At 50.7% G+C, this 17,440-nt stretch carries 16 protein-coding genes; 4 read left to right on the top strand and 12 right to left on the bottom strand.

Features of this window, described 5'->3' with window-relative positions; all coding sequences use genetic code 11:
- Positions 1 to 16 precede the first annotated feature (16 nt).
- Complete coding sequence (gene rsmI, locus D8682_RS12810; RefSeq protein WP_064540497.1) at positions 17 to 883, top strand: 16S rRNA (cytidine(1402)-2'-O)-methyltransferase; 867 nt, start codon at positions 17 to 19, stop codon at positions 881 to 883.
- Positions 884 to 1,025: 142 nt separating this feature from the next.
- On the top strand, positions 1,026 to 1,628 hold the full coding sequence (locus D8682_RS12805; protein WP_162303017.1) for a hypothetical protein: 603 nt from the start codon (positions 1,026 to 1,028) through the stop codon (positions 1,626 to 1,628).
- Positions 1,629 to 1,826: 198 nt separating this feature from the next.
- On the opposite strand, the gene D8682_RS12800 is transcribed toward D8682_RS12805, so the two are convergent.
- From D8682_RS12800 to kbaZ, 10 genes are all read right to left on the bottom strand, one after another.
- On the bottom strand, positions 1,827 to 3,017 hold the full coding sequence (locus D8682_RS12800; RefSeq protein ID WP_121814431.1) for a MalY/PatB family protein: 1,191 nt from the start codon (positions 3,015 to 3,017) through the stop codon (positions 1,827 to 1,829).
- 13 nt (positions 3,018 to 3,030) lie between these two features.
- Positions 3,031 to 4,602, bottom strand: a complete 1,572-nt coding sequence (gene malX / locus D8682_RS12795) for a maltose/glucose-specific PTS transporter subunit IIBC (RefSeq protein ID WP_121814430.1) — start codon at positions 4,600 to 4,602, stop codon at positions 3,031 to 3,033.
- 118 nt (positions 4,603 to 4,720) lie between these two features.
- Positions 4,721 to 5,593 carry a tagatose-bisphosphate aldolase subunit KbaY gene (kbaY, locus tag D8682_RS12790; protein ID WP_121814429.1) on the bottom strand — a complete coding sequence of 291 codons (873 nt, stop codon included), beginning with the start codon at positions 5,591 to 5,593 and terminating at the stop codon, positions 4,721 to 4,723.
- 12 nt (positions 5,594 to 5,605) lie between these two features.
- Positions 5,606 to 6,760, bottom strand: a complete 1,155-nt coding sequence (locus D8682_RS12785; RefSeq protein ID WP_121814428.1) for an SIS domain-containing protein — start codon at positions 6,758 to 6,760, stop codon at positions 5,606 to 5,608.
- A gap of 303 nt (positions 6,761 to 7,063) precedes the next feature.
- Positions 7,064 to 8,197 carry an N-acetylglucosamine-6-phosphate deacetylase gene (gene nagA / locus D8682_RS12780; protein ID WP_121814427.1) on the bottom strand — a complete coding sequence of 378 codons (1,134 nt, stop codon included), beginning with the start codon at positions 8,195 to 8,197 and terminating at the stop codon, positions 7,064 to 7,066.
- A complete protein-coding gene (gene agaF, locus D8682_RS12775) occupies positions 8,194 to 8,628 on the bottom strand; it encodes a PTS galactosamine/N-acetylgalactosamine transporter subunit IIA (protein ID WP_064540471.1) in 435 nt (144 codons plus the stop codon). Before agaF ends, nagA begins: the two co-directional genes overlap by 4 nt.
- A 29-nt stretch (positions 8,629 to 8,657) precedes the next feature.
- Entirely contained in the window at positions 8,658 to 9,533 is an 876-nt protein-coding gene (agaE, locus tag D8682_RS12770) for a PTS N-acetylgalactosamine transporter subunit IID (RefSeq protein WP_064540468.1), read from the bottom strand.
- Positions 9,523 to 10,305 (bottom strand): PTS N-acetylgalactosamine transporter subunit IIC, encoded by a 783-nt coding sequence (gene agaW / locus D8682_RS12765; RefSeq protein ID WP_034492995.1) that lies wholly within the window; start codon positions 10,303 to 10,305, stop codon positions 9,523 to 9,525. The genes agaE and agaW overlap by 11 nt, the downstream gene beginning before the upstream one ends.
- 10 nt (positions 10,306 to 10,315) lie before the next feature.
- Positions 10,316 to 10,789 (bottom strand): PTS N-acetylgalactosamine transporter subunit IIB, encoded by a 474-nt coding sequence (gene agaV, locus D8682_RS12760; RefSeq protein WP_034492996.1) that lies wholly within the window; start codon positions 10,787 to 10,789, stop codon positions 10,316 to 10,318.
- 18 nt (positions 10,790 to 10,807) lie between these two features.
- Positions 10,808 to 12,109, bottom strand: coding sequence for a tagatose-bisphosphate aldolase subunit KbaZ (kbaZ, locus tag D8682_RS12755; protein WP_121814426.1), 1,302 nt, complete (start codon positions 12,107 to 12,109; stop codon positions 10,808 to 10,810).
- Between the two features lie 251 nt (positions 12,110 to 12,360).
- Here kbaZ and D8682_RS12750 point away from each other — a divergent pair, with 251 nt between their 5' ends.
- On the top strand, positions 12,361 to 13,173 hold the full coding sequence (locus tag D8682_RS12750; RefSeq protein ID WP_064540462.1) for a DeoR family transcriptional regulator: 813 nt from the start codon (positions 12,361 to 12,363) through the stop codon (positions 13,171 to 13,173).
- Positions 13,174 to 13,276: 103 nt separating this feature from the next.
- Here D8682_RS12750 and D8682_RS12745 read toward each other — a convergent pair whose 3' ends face one another.
- On the bottom strand, positions 13,277 to 14,671 hold the full coding sequence (locus D8682_RS12745; protein WP_121814425.1) for an MFS transporter: 1,395 nt from the start codon (positions 14,669 to 14,671) through the stop codon (positions 13,277 to 13,279).
- A gap of 121 nt (positions 14,672 to 14,792) precedes the next feature.
- Here D8682_RS12745 and D8682_RS12740 point away from each other — a divergent pair, with 121 nt between their 5' ends.
- Positions 14,793 to 15,722, top strand: a complete 930-nt coding sequence (locus D8682_RS12740; RefSeq protein ID WP_121814424.1) for a LysR family transcriptional regulator — start codon at positions 14,793 to 14,795, stop codon at positions 15,720 to 15,722.
- 88 nt (positions 15,723 to 15,810) lie between these two features.
- Here D8682_RS12740 and garD read toward each other — a convergent pair whose 3' ends face one another.
- Positions 15,811 to 17,382: a galactarate dehydratase gene (gene garD / locus D8682_RS12735; RefSeq protein ID WP_121814423.1), complete on the bottom strand. Its 1,572-nt coding sequence runs from the start codon at positions 17,380 to 17,382 to the stop codon at positions 15,811 to 15,813.
- Positions 17,383 to 17,440 lie beyond the last annotated feature (58 nt).

The following is a 17,440-nucleotide window of genomic DNA, read 5'->3' as shown; positions in this document are numbered from 1 at the left end:
CAATACGGATGAAACAATGAAACAACTCGAATCGGCGGCTATTTCTGCCAGCACGCTCTACATCGTTCCGACACCCATCGGTAACCTCGGCGATATCACACAGCGGGCGTTAACCGTGTTGCAAAGCGTTGACCTGATTGCCGCTGAAGATACTCGCCATACCGGTTTACTGCTGCAACATTTCGCCATTAATGCGCGATTGTTCGCATTGCACGATCATAACGAGCAACAAAAATCAGAAACTTTGCTGGCTAAGCTAAAAGAAGGGCAAAGCATTGCGTTAGTTTCTGATGCAGGAACGCCATTAATTAACGACCCTGGTTATCATTTGGTACGAACTTGTCGCGAAGCGGGTATTCGCGTGGTTCCGTTGCCAGGCCCATGTGCCGCCATTGCTGCATTAAGCGCGGCGGGTTTACCTTCCGACCGCTTCTGCTATGAAGGTTTTCTGCCTGCCAAATCTAAAGGCCGTCGCGACGCACTCAAAGCGATTGAGCAAGAACCGCGTACGCTTATCTTCTACGAGTCTACACATCGCCTGCTCGATAGTTTAGACGATATCTGCGCTGTGCTCGGTGAATCGCGCTATGTGGTGCTGGCGCGTGAGTTGACCAAGACCTGGGAATCGATTCACGGCGCGCCGATTGGTGAGCTGGCGGCGTGGGTTAAAGAAGACGAAAACCGCCGTAAAGGTGAAATGGTACTGATCGTCGAAGGCTTTAAAGCGCCAGCCGATGACGCATTGCCAGCCGATGCACTGCGCACGTTGGCACTGTTGCAAACCGAACTGCCACTGAAAAAAGCAGCGGCTCTGGCGGCTGAAATTCACGGCGTGAAGAAAAATGCGCTGTATAAATATGCGTTAGAAAACAGCGAGAAGTAACGTTTTTCGAGAAGCCTCGCACTCTCTTGTTACAGGTATCACTATTGTTAGTATGGTTTTAATAAGCGATGGTAGTTTGCTCATACTTTAGTCTGTTCAGGATGAGCAAATTATGCCGGTGTTGTATCAGGGAGATTCAAACATGATTCTTTACCCTATCAGCTATAGCCCTTCCGCTCTTGAGCGAGCATTTGATGTGTCCGGCACTACCGATATTCTTGGTGTGCCTGCATTGATTGTGCTGCGAAAAGATAAAACGGCTGCGGCAATTGTTTATGCAGAACCCTCACAGGAAGAAAATGGTGAATTGCGCCATCTTGTCGCCGCTAAACTGGATTTGATTCCGCGTAAAAGCACGAACCAGAATGAATCTATTCTGGCGGTTAAGCGCTATTGGGAATCTAAAGCAGTTTTGCAGGTTGAGGGTGTTGTGGTTGATAGATCTGTGCAAGATACCCGAGTAGCGACAACGCTTTATGAGCATTTGATCGTTGAAAAGGGACTGATCCTGATGAGCGATCATGATCAATATATTGGCGGTCAGAATATCTGGAAACGCATCGCCAGGGTGTCTAAAAAAATTGATGTATTTATCCTTGATACGGAAAGCGGGCGTTTTTACCCTTATGACGGTGAACGCACTCGTTACGACTGTGAAAGTATTCCCGAGTCAGAAATCTGGAGTCTTGCGCCCGATGAATCCCGCCGGGGTATCGTGCTGGTGGCTGAACGAGCGGCTGATTAATTCCTGGTCGGGTAACGTTTACGGTTACCCGACCAGGAAAACAGGTTTGTCTGCACCCGCTACCAGCAATTGTATTTTGTGAACCTCAACAATCTATCTTCGCCTTCTGGCTACTCAGCATCTTTAATCATGGCATCTATTTCCAACTGTATGTCATAGCGGGGATCGTTGCCTTTCGGGTTTTCGCCAAACCCTTTTTTAACTGTGACGTTGATAATCGTATTGTTTGCGCATACGGTCTATTGCCTGTTCCAACCAATACCGCTGGGTGCCAAAATTAATACGTATATAATTTTCACCGTTCTGTACGTAATGGCTACCATCCTCAATAATGACTCCAGCGTGGTGGGCGAAATGGTTAACCCATTGCGTTGCACTCATTGTGCTTTCGCTTACATCAATCCAGGCCAGATATGAGGATTCAGGAGTCATCATTTTCCATTGAGGAAAATGCAGGACTACCGCATCAGTAAGAAATTGAGCGTTGTTGCGCAGGTAAACATTGAGTTCATTCAACCAGGGTCTTCCGTGCTGGTAAGCAAGAATAAGTCCCCATATACCAAATATATTGGGAGAGGTAATTGAATTTTTTTCCAACTGCTGGCGGAATCTTTTCCTCAACGTTTTATCCGGAATAATGGAATAAGATGTTTTCAGGCCACCTAAGTTAAATGCTTTGTTTGGCGAAGTGAGCAAAATAAGATTGTCCAGTTCGGTACAGCCTGATGCCAGGCAGCTGATAAATTTACCTTCCAGAAGATGTTCAGCATGTACCTCGTCGACCACGAGGATAACGCCGTGGCGTTTACACAGATCGGAAACCTGACGTATTTCTTCTTTGTTCCAGATCCGGCCCGAAGGATTATGTGGGGAGCAGAAAAACCACATTTTGGGCCGATGGGTTATTATCTGGTCTTCGACTAAAGAAAAATCAATGATATAGCGACCATGTTCTATTTTGAGCGGGTTTGCCAGAACACTCACTCCCTGACGCTGAGCCGCCATAGCAAAAGGATCATATACCGGCGTATTCATCATTACGCAATCGCCCTGTTGGCAGAAGGCTTGCACGGCATAATGTAACGTTGATACGGTGCCATAAGTAAGCGTAATCCAGTCGCGTTCTACCGCAACATGATGGCTTTCGCGCTGGAAAGTTATCACCGCGTCGTAAAATTCATCAAAGCAAGATGTGTAGCCGAAAGTACCGTGCTGCACGATGCGCTGGAACCCTTCAATTACCGCAGGCGGAGCACTGAAATCCATATCGGCAATCCATAAAGGGATAAAGTCTTCAGGGACTTCACCGAATCGTGAACAGACGAACCGATGATCCCATTTCCGACATTTATCGTTTTTACGCTCAATGATCTTATCAAAATCGAACATAGTGACTCCTCTATTATATTAAGGCTTCAATGCCAGTTTTTACGGTTTGCACCTGCGGCCCGATGATGACCTGAACACTATGAGCATCGAGTACGACAACCGACAGTGCTCCTGCTTCTTTTAACTGTTGTTTATTAACCCTGGTCATATCTTTTACAACCAGACGTAAGCGAGTAATACAATTATCAAGAGATTCGATATTTTCCTTGCCACCTAATGCCGCCAGAATAACGCCATGATCATATTTTGACTTTCCGCGAGCTTTGGCATTTGCAGTAACCGATTGGGATGTGTTCTCTGTGTTATCTTCGCGGCCAGGGGTTTTAATATCGTGTTTGAGGATATACCAACGGAAGACAAAGAAATATGTAGCAAACCAGATAATGCCGACTGGGAAGACTAAATACCATTTTGTGGACATTCCCTGCATTACGCCGAAAATCAGTAAATCCAGAATCCCCCCATCCGTGTTACCGATAGTTACGCCTAGCAATGCCATTACCATCAGTGCTAACCCAGACATGACGATATGGAATACATACAGTGCGGAGGCAATAAACAGAAATAGAAACTCAATCGGTTCGGAGATACCGGTTATTACGGAAACCAATACACCAGATATGAGCAGGCCTTTAATAATATGGCGATTTTCTGGTTTTGCTGTCCTGTATATAGCAAAGGCTACGGCGGGTAAACCGAAAATAAAGGTCGGCATAAACCCTTGTGATAAGAAAGCGGTGACATGGGGGCTAAAAGGCAAACCGGCTTTAAGCTCTGCATAGAAAATGTTTAATGCGCCAGCGATTTCCTGACCATTTATAAATTCTGTCCCACCCGCTGGTGTAAAACGGACCATGGCCAGCAAGATATGATGAAGACCAAATGGTTTCAATAAAAGCACGCCTACGCCATACAAGAACGGCCCAAAAACATCGGTGCTTTGAATGATATGGCCAATACCTGCAATACCCATTGCTACATAGGTCCAGAGTATTGGAATAAACAGGCCGACCAGAGAAAGCGTTAATGAAGTAATGATCGGGACAAAACGGATACCGCTAAAAAAAGCGAAAGCATCGTGCAGTACGGTGTCCTGAAATCGTTCATGCAGAAAATAGGTAATGACGCCCACCACAATGCCACCCAGCACACCCATTTCCAGCGTCTGGATCCCGAGCACCATAGATTGACCGACTTGTTTCATTGTTGCAGCGTCAGCGAGTTGGTGGGTGGCGCTCAGATAATAATTTATGCTCATATTCATCAGCATATATCCGACAAAACCTGAAAAGGCACCAACTGCTTTATTTCTTTTGGCCATCCCAAATGGAATGGCTATGGCAAACATTACTGGTAAATAGGTAAATGCAAACCCACCAACCATACTAATAAAACCAAATACTAATTGAGTAAATTCACCACCGAGAAATGGAAAGCTTTTAATTGTGGAGGGGCTTGTTACTGAACTACCAACACCTAATAATAATCCCATAAAAGCGAGCAGGGATACTGGGAACATAAAAGTTTTACCGAGACTTTGGAAGAATTCCCACAAGCTGGATTTGAACGACTTGTCCTTGGTCATATAGGGTACTCCTTAATTTCAATCAGTATAGTGACAAGGTCATGAAGAGTTAACCATGACCTTTGATATATTTGAGGTGTGTTCTTTTTGTTTTTTTTAAAATATTTTGAATATAGAATTAATCAACTGATATTAATTGTAATTTACTGTAGGACTTACAGACGTTAATTTTACTTCTTACCACCTCTTTCATGGCGTCCATTCCGACACGCATGTAATAGCGGGGATCATTGCCTTCCGGATTTTCGGCAAACCATTTTTTAACCGCTGCGGCAAAGGCGATTTTTAATTCGGTAGCAACATTCACTTTGCACACGCCCAACTCAATGGCACGTCTGACATATTCATCCGGAACATCACTGGCACCGTGCAGAACTAACGGAATATCCACCACTTCGCGAATTTCAGCCAGGCGCTGGAAATCGATTTTTGGGCGTTTGGTATAAAGGCCATGGGCAGTGCCGATGGCAACCGCCAGGCTGTCGATCCCGGTGAGCTCAACAAAGCGGCGTGCTTCTTGCGGATCGGTGAGGAAAGCGCTTTCTTCATCCACATCCATATCGTCTTCCACCCCACCAAGGCGACCTAATTCGGCTTCGACGCTGCAATCGCTACGGTGGCAAAAATCGACCACTGACTTCACCAGCCGTACGTTTTCTGCCAGGGGGAAGTGACTGCCGTCAATCATGGCGCTGCGCACGCCAGCATTCACCTTGCGGCTGATATCGGCCAGCGATTCATGGTGATCCAGATGCAGCGCCAGCGGCATGTCGTAGCTTTCGGAGTAGGCTTTGCACAGCGCGTAGATCTCTTCAAACGCAATATGTTTAAAGGTGCCTGGCGTGCCCGCAAGAATGACCGGAGACTGCATCTCTTTGCAGACTTCCAGAATCGCCTGGATAGTTTCGGCGTTATGAATATTAAACGCAGGTACGGCGTAGCCTCGGGCCTGCGCATCTTGCAGAAGATATTTAGTGGAAATAATACTCATGTTGTAATCCTCTCAGCCTTTCCACGGATGAATAATCACACCTTTCACAACACGGTTAACCGTGCCGGTGGCAGATGGCGTGTCAGGGGTAATGCCTGCTTTGATTGATTCGGTCAGTGCGAAAATCTGGGCATACATCAGGAAGCAGAAAGCCTGCTCGACATCGATAAAATCGCGGGAAGGGGGCAGCCAGATGTGCGGCCCGGCTTCGACTTCTGGACACGGTGAAGCGCAGATAGCCACAACGCGCAGCGCCTGTTGATCACGGCGCAGTTCAGCCAGTAAATCGAGATCGTACTGGCGTGTGTACGGGTGGCTTGAGACAAAGACCACGACTAACGTTTCGTTATTGACCAGCGATTTTGGACCGTGGCGGAAACCCGTTGGGGAGTCATAAAACGCGGCTAATTTTCCTGCCGTTAGCTCCAGAACTTTCAGCGCGGATTCTCGTGCCACACCTTGTAAACCCCCACTGCCGAGGTACACGACACGTTTGAAAGGCAGGTCGCCAAACACGCTTTCGCTAAGGTCACATTGCGAGGCAATAATTTGCTCACAGCGTTCGGCAACATCCTGGAAAGTGGCGCTGTTGATGACATCGGGCGCAAACATCGCAAGGCAACTCGCCATCATGGTGGTAATGCTGCTGGTCATCGCGAAACCGCGGTCGTGGGTTTCTGGTGGCATCAACAATGCCAGCGAATTGCCACTGGTCGCCGCGTTTTGATACAGGCTGCCGGCTTCGTTACAGGTGATGACCAGATGGTAACAATCCTTCACGACCTGGTTGACTAAATCGACCGCCGCCACGCTTTCCGGGCTGTTGCCTGAGCGTGCAAACGAAACCAGTAGCGTCGGCTCTTGCTCGGTTAAATAGTCCACCGGATTGGTCACGAGGTCGGTGGTTGGCACGGCAACAAAGTTTTTCCCGGTGTGGCGCGAAAGCCATGGCGTAATAATGTCGCCAATAAATGCGGAGGTTCCTGCACCCGTCAGGATGATTTTTAATGAGGTGTTTTGTAACAAAGGCGCCAGGAACGCGTCGATGTTGCTACGTTGATGGCCAATATTTTTTAGTGACTGGATCCAGCTTGCCGGTTGTTGGCGGATCTCTTTTTCAGTCCAGGTTGATGTGCCGGAAAGACAGGCAGATTGGGTTTCGCTCATAACTCAGTCCTTAGCAGTGCAAGATCATCGGAAGTAGCACAAAGCAGTACAGGACAATCTTTCGTTTTGTTTCATTTACTCAACTTCATGCTTAAATAAAATCTATAGAAAAGAAAACGAAAGGTCAATGTAAGAAAAACAATAAAACGAAAAATGTGATCCCTGAAGACAGTGTTTTTGATTAGTTAGTTGATTTAAATGGTAATTTATTAGAATGAAATAATATGTGCGAATATAATCGAAAGGAAAAGAAAGGTCTGCTGCGGGGTGGGTAGCAGACCAAAACGGAGCACAACGAAAGAACTACAGGAGGACAGCCTGGCCGTTAATCCAGATGTTTTGCAGTAAAAGCTGCGGGTTAAGCGCATTCAGATTGGCGCGTTTTCCCACCGCCAGAGAGCCAAGTGAGTTCTCCAGACCGAGCATTTTTGCAGGATGCAGCGAAGCCATATGGATGGCATCCTCAGCGGCAACGCCAGCGCTGTTGACCAGATTGCGCACCGCCGCATCAAGCGAGAGCGTGCTTCCGGCAAGCCCGCCGCTTCCCGTTCTCACAATTCCATTTTGCATGGTCACCGGATGGCCACAAATCGAATAGTCGCCATCTGGCATTCCGGCGGCACTCATGGCATCGGTAATCAGCACGATTTGCGATTTCGCGCAGTGACAACAAATATTCATTACCGCGGGGTGAACATGGTGCCCATCGGCAATCAGTTCCAGCCATGCACGTTTATCGCTTAAACCCGCTCCCACCATGCCAGGATTACGATGGTGCAGGCCCGTCATGCCGTTAAAGCAATGCACCAGCCCGTCGGCTCCGGCATCAAACGCCATTAGTGTTTCTTCATAACTGGCGGCACTGTGACCAAGCATCACGCGCACATCACGACTTTTCAGATGCTTGATGGCTTCCAGCGCTGCGGGTTTTTCCGGTGCCAGCGCAACCACCCGCAAGGTGTTTTGCGACACCTCTATCAACCTGTCCAGCTCGGCAATATCTAATTCGCGGAACAATTCTGGCGGATGAGCGCCTTTGTTCTGCGGTGTAAAATACGGCCCTTCAAGATAGCTGCCCAGTACACTGGCTCCAGGCCCGCCGTGATAATAGCGCTGCGCGATTCGCTGCAATGCCCGCTCGATATCCGCAAGCGGGGCGGTAACGGTGGTGGGCAGCCAGCCACCCACACCTTCACGGGCTTTGTGTATTGCCAGTCGCTCGAGGACGCCGGGGTCGTCATCCATCACATCAACCCCATCACCACCGTGAACATGAATGTCGATGTAAGCCGGGCAAAGCAGTTCAGCCTCACGCGCCAGGGTGCCGACAGGAATCGGCTCAATGGCGACAATCGTTTCGTTTTCAATGCGTAACTGGTGATCGTCCCGCCAGCCTTGTTCGGTCAGAACACGTCTGGCGCGCAGCAGCGTGGTCATATTCCTTCCTCAACCGCCTGCGCTTCACGGTAACGCCCCATTTCATCGACCAGGCTGGTTAGCCCACGATGGCCGCATTCCAGCGCCTGAAGACGGAACTCTTTGCTGCTCAGGCCGTCGCGCTCCAGCACCATTTCCAGCAGCAGTTGCAGGTTGATGCCGGTAATGACTTCACGCCCTGGCTGCTCTAACGCCATGGTCGAAGCCACGCGGAACGGTGTGCCGCCGAGCAAATCGGTTAAAAATACCAGACCTTCGCTTTCATCTAGTGCACCGATCGCTTCTTCAAACTGCGCCGTCAGGAGTGCTGTTGAAGAGGTTTCAGGGAAATCAATGGCGATAAATTGTTCCTGCTCACCGAGGATCTGCTTCATCGCTTTTTCCAGCCCGGTGGCAAAGCCACCGTGACCGCTGAGAATAATACTTAACATATTGTTTTATCTCGCTTACAGGGACTCATTTACAGGAAGTGGGCAAACTTCCCGACAACACCCAGAACGACCGTGATACCGATAAGGCGCAGTGGGCTCCAGCCGCGGCGCACCAGCGCATACATGCACAGGGTATAAACCAGTGGCAAAAATGCCGGCATCAGTTTGTCGATAACATCGGTTTGCAGTTTCACCACCGCATCGCCCGCGGTGATTTCAAGCGTGGTAGAGAGGCGAACGTAGGTTGCGACCAGTGCGCCAATCACCGTCATCCCCACAATAGACGCGGCATGGCCGACTTTGCGAGTGTTGGCTTTAATCAGTGGGATGGCGGCCACACCCATGCGGTAAGCGTAATGTGCCAGGCCAAAACGCAGGCCGAGATGCACGACGTTAAACAGTACGATGAAGATAACTGCGCCAAGTATCGAACCTTGTAAGGCCAGGCTTGCCCCGATACCGCCGCAAATAGGCAGCAGGGTCAGCCAGAACATGGCGTCGCCAATCCCGCCCAGCGGCGCACCGACGGCAATTTTCGTGCTCTGGATGCTATTCACATCCTGCTTTGAGCGCTCCATCGCCAGGATAATGCCGATAACAAAGGTCACGAGGAATGGGTGAGTATTGAAGAATCCCATGTGACCTTTCATGGCGCGAGCCAGGTCGTTTTTGTTGGTATGGATTTTTTTCAGCGCGGGCAACAAACCGTAAAGCCAGCCGGATGCCTGCATACGTTCATAGTTAAAGGACGCCTGTAACAGCATGGAACGCCATGCCACACGGTTAATATCCTGCTTAGTCAGTTCTGCACCAATGCGCTGATCTTCATAGACATTGTCATTTTTATCGACCTCGGCGGTGTCAGCGACGTTAACGCCTGGCAGAGTCTGTTCGTTAGATCCCATCTTCAAATTCCTCTTGCTTGACGTGTGTAGGTTGCTGCGGTGCCGGGTCTTTGCGTAAGAAATCAATCAGCGCCATAGCTAATGCGGCGGCGGCAATCGCCAGCACGGGTAGTTTCAGCCAGGCGGCAGCCACAAAGCCGAGAATGAAATAAGGAATGTAGACATTCTTCATCATGATTTTCAGCAACACGGCAAAACCGATAGCTGGCATGATGCCACCCGCCACGCCGAGGCCGTCAATCAGGCGAGCAGGTAGCAAGTCGATGGCGGTTTTGGCGTGTTCCGCGCCGAAATAAATAGGCAGGAAGGCGCACAAGAAATAGAAGATACCGAGCGCGAGCAATGCCAGATAATTCACGCGCTCAATGCCATCGGTGTCGGCGTTGGCCGCCATTCGATCGCAGCGCGCCATCACGCCGGACATGATTGAGAACAGGAAGGTAATCCCCATTTGCACGGCCACGGCGAACGGCACCGCAACACCGACGGCGACTTCAGGTTTTACACCCGTTGTGATGGCAAATGTGGTGCCAACAATAGTGCCGATAATCACGTTGGGTGGCTGTGCGCCTGCTAGTGGTGCAAGGCCCATCCACACCAGTTCCAGCGTACCGCCACACAAAATACCGGTATGAAGATCGCCAAGAATCAAGCCAACCAGTGGCCCCAGGACGACCGGGCGGTGCATGTGCGTCAGGCCGTTGAACATATCCAGACCCGCAATAAAGGCCAGAATACCCAACGCTAATGCCTGTAATAAGCTAATTTCCATAGAAAATCCCTCAGAGGAGTTTGTAGAGATCCTGCGCGGATTCCGTCGGCACACCCTGAACAAAACATTCCACTCCGGCCTTTTGTAGACCATCAAAAGCAGCAATATCCTGGTCATCTATAGAGACGGTTTTCGCGATTTGTTTTTTGCCTTCTGCGTAGTGCATGTTGCCGACGTTGATCCGCGAAACAGGCACATCACCTTTTACTAACGTCAGAAAATCATTAGGGTTTTTGCAAACCAGAAGGATCTTCTGGCGGTCGGCTGCGCGGTGAATATTGTCGATAACTTTTTGCAGCGACCAGAAACGCACGGCAATTCCTTCCGCCAGAACCATCTCCATCAAATTTTGCTGTACCGTATCTTCGGCAACTTCGTCGTTAGCGACGAGGACGAGGTTTGCTCCGGAAAATCCGACCCATTGAACGCCTACCTGGCCGTGAATCAGTCGCTCATCAATGCGGCTTAATACAATGTTTGGCATGTTTTTATCCTCTTATTATCATTGTGTTAATGGAGATTTTTGTGTGCCCAGACAGGCACAATGGTACTGGTGCAACACGTCCTGGATATGGTCGATAATCAGCTCATGCGGCGTGGCCGCGATTTTTCCTTCACGGACCTTAGCGTATTGAAGTGGCAGATACTGACTGATGAGCGGCAAAGGAATAGATTCACCGGCCAGATTAGTAACGAGGTTTGAATATGCTTCATCAATGTCACGATCCGGCCAGTAATAGCGGACGCGGTCAGAGAAGCTGTAGCCACGTGCAAGACGGCAGTCGCTGGTATTGCCGTGATAATGGTGTTTCCAGTATTCAGGTTGCTCGAGCATGACGTTTTCCAGCACTTCCCGCAGCCCTGAGCATTTATGTGCCGGGCGTAGCTCATGCTCGATAGCGGCCAGTGAAAATAGCGCTTCACGCAGTGCAAAGGTCAGCGCCGGGCCGACTTTCAGAATCGCAAAGTGGTTCTGAACCAGTTGCTGCAATGCCTGCGGGGTCTGGTAATCGGTGGAATGCGCTTCAAATACCAGGGTGTCGAACGCTTCAATCATCTGGCTCAGGAAAAGTGATTTCTCCGGCTGATAATCGATAACCTGCGTGTGGTCGAACTCAACGCCAGGCTGAACGACCAGCCCAATAATACGTGGCCAGATATCGCTTAAACCTTGTAATTCAAAAGCGTGGCGGTGAGCTTCCAGCGTGGCTTTTGCAGCCTGCGGTGTTGTCACCGCTAATTCCGCCAGCGTTTCGTGTGCGCCGCCAGGCACCGGAACTTCAGTGCCAATAACGTAAACTAAATCGGACTCGTCGAATTTCTCAGCACAGGTTTGTTCGGCAATTTTCGCCAGTCTTGCGGCGCGCATCGCAACAATAGTATCGGTCAACGGCACTGGGTCATCAGCGCAGGACATACTGCAATCGAGATGGATCTTTTTAAAACCTGCGGCGACATAGCAACGAATCAGCTCATCTGCATTGCGCATGGCTTCTTCTGCGTTCAGTCCCTGCCAGCGGTTTGGGCCAAGGTGATCGCCGCCCAGAATCAGGTTTTCGCGTGGGAAGTGATACTGGTCTGCCATTGACTCGACAAACTCGCGGAAGTCTTGCGGCGTCTTTCCTGTGTAACCGCCATTCTGATCGACCTGGTTGGAGGTCGCTTCAATCAATAAGAGAGATTTGGCTTCTCTTGCATGGCGCATTGCCGCTTCGAGAACCATTGGGTGAGCGGAACAAACGGCAAAAATGCCACATCGTGAATCCTGTTTATGGTCGGCCACAAACGCGGTTAAATGTTTCACTTTCCTCTCCGTATGAGTTGGGGAACTATTTATCTTTCGATTTGTTTCATTTAATAGTGGTATATCGTGCGATAAAAACAAAACGAAAGATAATAGAATTGCGATCTGTTTCGCAAAAGAAACATAATGAAAGCCTATTTGACACAATGACAGTGAATGCAGCGGGCGATGTAAAGGCTTGCTTTCCGCGAAAAGAAAGGTGTTAATAGGCAAAGTGAAATGAAACGAAAGGTTTTATGAAAGGATCTATTATGAGCAATACCGACGCAGCAACGGACAAGCGTGTAACAGGTACAAGTGAAAGACGCGAACACATTATTCAGCGTCTTCGCCAGCAGGGAAGTGTGCAGGTTAATGATCTCTCTTCATTTTTTGGTGTTTCGACGGTGACGATCCGTAACGATCTGGCTTTCCTTGAAAAGCAGGGCGTGGCGGTGCGTGCTTACGGCGGGGCGCTGGTCTGCGATTCAGGGACGGCGGCGGTAGAACCGACGGTTGAAGATAAAAGCTCTCTGAATACTTCTCTTAAACGCAGCATCGCGCGCGTGGCTGCGGATCTTATTAAGCCTGGCCACCGCGTTATTCTTGACTCCGGCACCACCACTTATGAAATTGCACGCCACCTGCGCAACCATAAAGAAGTCATCGCCATGACTAACGGTTTGAACGTGGCGAATGCATTGCTTGAAGCGGAAGGCGTGGAATTGCTGATGACCGGTGGGCATTTGCGTCGCCAGTCGCTTTCATTCTACGGAGATCAGGCCGATCAATCGCTGCAAAACTATCACTTCGACATGCTATTCCTCGGCGTTGATGCCATCGATCTGGAACGCGGTGTTAGTACACATAACGAAGATGAAGCGCGCCTTAACCGCCGTATGTGCGAAGTGGCTGAACGCGTAATCGTCGTAACGGACTCCACGAAATTTAACCGCTCCAGCCTGCATAAGATCATTGATACCCAACGGATCCATATGGTGATCACCGACGCGGGTATTCCTGAAGAGAGCCTGAAAGGGCTGCGTAAAGGCGGCATTGAAGTGGTGTTGGTTGGCGATGTCTGATTGTAGAAGGGGTGGATGCTTGCGCTTATCTACCCTACAACCAGGGTTCTCCCGCCAATATGGCGGGAGAAATGGCGGGAGAAATTTGTACTGGTTTTTTCTCTTACCCTGCCGCTAATTTATATCCCCGCAACCGGCTCACGCTCAGCGCGATGGCTAAAACCGTGGCGATGACGGCTACCCACAAGCTGATTTGCACGGCGCTGTTCTGCGCATAAAGCGACATAAACACGCCCACAAATGCCGCACCGAGGCACTGGCCGAAGGTGCGCATTATTGCCAGCACGCCTGAAGCGTAGCCGCTGTTTTCGCGTGAGGCATTGGAGAGCATTTCTCTGTTGTTCGGGCTTTGGAAGCAGCCAAAACCGATTCCGCATAACAGGCTACGCAGGCAGATATCCCACGCCTGAGCGTGTTCCGGGAGCATCGCCAGCAATGCCAGGCCAACCGCAAAAATGCTCAAGCCAATGGTGGAAATGATCGCCGCTGAATAGCGGTCGGCAAGACGTCCGGCATGGGGTGCGGCCAGAATAATGCCGATGGGCCACGGTGTGAAAAGCAGTGCCGAAACCAGCGCGCTGTAACCGTAAACGCTCTGAAACAGGAAGGGCAGCGCGATAAAAGTTATCCCCTGGCTGACAAAAGACGCTAAAGAAGTGAGCGCTGCCAGCGAGAATCGGGAAGAGGCAAACATGTTGAGCGGGAGCAGCGGTTTTGTGGCGCGTCGCTGTACCCAGATGAACGCCAGGCCAGTCGCAATGGCGGTGCAGGTGAACATTATCGCGAGTTGCAGACCGCTGTTATTGGTACGGGTGAAGGCGTCGGCCGCCATCACCAGCGCACCTAATGCAACGGCGGATAAAACGGCTCCGGCAAAATCAAACGGTTCGCGTGTTAATGCCGGATTATGGGGAACCGCGCGCAGAGTGAGTATCACAGCCATGATTCCCAACGGAATATTTATCGCAAACAGCCATTGCCAACTCAATACCGAAAGTAAGGTTCCACCCAGAATAGGCGCGATGGCGGTGCTGGTGCCAATCAGTAATGCGTTCAGGCCGAGGATGCGTCCGAGCAGGCGGTTGGGGAAAACCGAGCGCAGGATTGCCGGGCCAATGCTTAAGGTCGCGGCACCGCCGATACCTTGTAATACGCGCATAATGACCAGCATTTCCAGTGATGACGACAGCGCACAACCGACGGATGCCAGAGTAAAAACGCTGAGTCCGAAGGTGAAGATGGCACGGAACCCAAGACGGCTGGAAAGTGCCGCAAAGATCGCCAGCGTCATCGCTGCGGATAACAAATAACCGTTCGCTACCCAGACGGTAGCGCCGACGGAGGCGTTAAGTGAGCGTGCGATTTGTGGTAGCGCAATGTTGATCATCGAGCCATCGAAAACGACCATCGCTGCCATAGTCATCACTGCTACCATTGCTAAGCCGCGCTCGCGGCCTGGTAATCCTTCATCGCCGGGTTGATCGGTAAATAACGCCATCGGTTATAGTTCTCTTTCGCAGGTTGATGGCGCAAATATAGCGGTGTCTGAGATGTGGTGGAAGACGCAGCATTTGCATTGATAACCTGCACCAAACGCCTTCTCTGGTTACTATTACTTTATGAATGAACCCGATCTGAACTTACTGATTGCTTTAGATGTGCTTCTGGCGGAAGGAAGTGTGGCGAGTGCTGCGCGCCGTCTGGGCTTAAGCGCCTCGGCGATGAGCCGCACGTTAAGCCGGCTTCGTGCCACCACCGGCGACCCGCTACTGGTGCGCGCCGGGCGTAACATGGTGCTGACACCTTATGCCGAGGAGATCCGTGAGCGCACGCAAAATGCGGTGTTTGAAGCGCGGGCGATACTGCGCCCGTCTTCAAGCGCGCTCAATCTTGCCACGCTTGAGCGCAGTTTTACTCTGCGGACTAACGCCGGGTTTATCGAGATTTTTGGTGCCGCATTGATTGCCGCGGCTGCTGCTGTCGCGCCTTTAGTGCAACTGCGTTTTATGCCCAAACCGGAGAAAACAGCGAAGTATTTGCGCGAAGGTTTGATTGACCTTGAGGTCGGCGTGCTCGGTGAGATGGGGCCGGAAATACGGCTCACCACGCTGTATCGCGATAAGTTTGTTGGTGTGGTCAGGAAAGGGCATTCGCTGGAACAGTATGGGGAAATAACGGCTGCGAAGTATGCTGCGTTGGGGCATGTGGTGGTTTCCCGCCATGAACGTGGAACCGGCCCGGTGGATGTATTGCTGGCTGAGCTTAATTTAGAACGCAAGATTGTGGCGATGGTGCCGGGCTTCCCTGCGGCGCTGGCGGTGGCGCAAGCGTCTGATTTGGTGGCGTTGGTTCCGGCGACGTTTTTGTTAAATCAGCCTGGATTGAATGGGAACTCAGGGGAAGCGAGATTGTTTGTTTTTGAGTTGCCGGTGAAAACCAATGAGATTACGGTGTCGTTGATGTGGCATCCACGTTCGGAAGCCGACCCCGCGCATCAATGGTTGCGGCAGTTGGTGTTGAAGGTTTGTCGCCAGAAATTGCCGGGATGAGGCTGGTGTTGGATGGCGCTGCGCTTATCCAACCTACAAAATCGGTAGGGCGGATAAGCGTTGGCGTCATCCGCCATTTTTCAAAAAATCAGGTCACCGGCGCTGGGTTAAACACCGCCAAAGCATTGTGCAGCCCCCACTGATCCGAGAAGGTTTTCTTGCGTCCACTCGCGACATCAAGAATAAATTTGAACAATTCCCAGCCGACATCCTCAATGGTCGCTTCACCCGTGGCGATAGTACCGGCGTTGATATCCATTAAGTCGTACCAACGGTTTGCCAGGGCGGTACGGGTGGCCATTTTAATCACCGGAACCGCAAGCAAGCCGTATGGTGTGCCGCGACCGGTGGTGAACACTTGCACCGTAATGCCCGATGCGACCTGTTGCGTGCCGCAGACGAAATCACTGGCCGGTGTTGCCGCGAAAATCAGGCCGCGTTTGGTTGGGCGTTTCCCTGGAGAAAGCACTTCAACAATCGAGCTTTGCCCTGATTTGGCAATGGAACCGAGCGCTTTTTCCACTACGTTTGCCAGGCCACCTTTTTTGTTGCCCGGTGATGGGTTGGCGCTGCGGTCGGTTTTACCCATATCGAGATAGTTGTCGTACCATTCCATCTCTTCAAGCAGGCGTTTGCCGACTTCTTCATTGATGGCGCGTGGGGTTAACAGGTGAATGGCGTCGCGCACTTCGGTGACTTCAGAGAACATCACCGTGCCGCCGCAGCGTACTAACAAGTCAGAGGCAAAACCTACTGCCGGGTTAGCCGTCACGCCGGAGAACGCATCGCTACCGCCGCACTGCATACCGACCACCAGGTCAGACGCCGGGCAGGTTTCGCGCTGGCGCTGGTTCAGTTTCACTAAGTGGCGCTCAGCGACCGTCAGAATGTCGTCGACCATTGATTTAAAACCGACGTGGTGTTCGTCTTGCAGGCGCACAATGCTGGCATCGCTAACGTTAATCGCTTGCACGTCGTCGGTGCCTTCGAGCAGGCGCTCAGGCTGCAATTTTTCGCAACCCAGGCCAATCACCATAATTTCGCCGCCAAAGTTCGGGTTCAGAGAAATATTATGGATGGTGCGAATCGGGATAACCGCTGCAGGGGCGTTGATCGCCACGCCACAGCCATAAAGGTGGTTCAGGCCGACCACGCCATCAACATTCGGGTAGCGCGGTAGCAAATCACGTTCAATAATTTTGATGACATAATCCACCACGCCAGCAACGCAATGGACGCTGGTGGTGATGCCAAGCAGGTTCTTGGTACCGACACTGCCGTCTGCATTGCGATAACCTTCAAAGGTATAACCTTCCAGCGGCGGCAAAGGTTCCGGTACTTTGGTCGCTAATGGCAGCGTGTGGAGTGGTGGCGCTTTTGGTAATTCCACCAGTGATTCGTCAATCCAGCTACCGCGTGGAATATCACGCACCGCGTAACCGATCACTTCACCATAACGGACGATTTCACCGTGTGCGGGAATATCAATCAGTGCAGCTTTATGGCCTTGCGGGATATGTTCGATTAATTCCAGACCATCCGGGAAACGCGTACCGGCTTTCAGGCCGTTATCATTAACAATAATAGCGACATTATCTGTCTCATGAACTTTTATATAAAAGGAGCCAGGGGGTTGTTGTTTAATTTCTATATTTGACATTGTCGCTATTCTCCAGAATTTTTCTAATCGTGACTTCTCACAAGCTAAATAAAGAATG

Origin of the sequence: Buttiauxella sp. 3AFRM03, from assembly GCF_003675305.1 — a bacterium.
Taxonomy (GTDB): Bacteria; Pseudomonadota; Gammaproteobacteria; order Enterobacterales; family Enterobacteriaceae; genus Buttiauxella; species Buttiauxella ferragutiae.
Note: the sequence above shows the minus strand (reverse complement) of the source record. Positions and strands in the feature narration are given on the sequence as shown.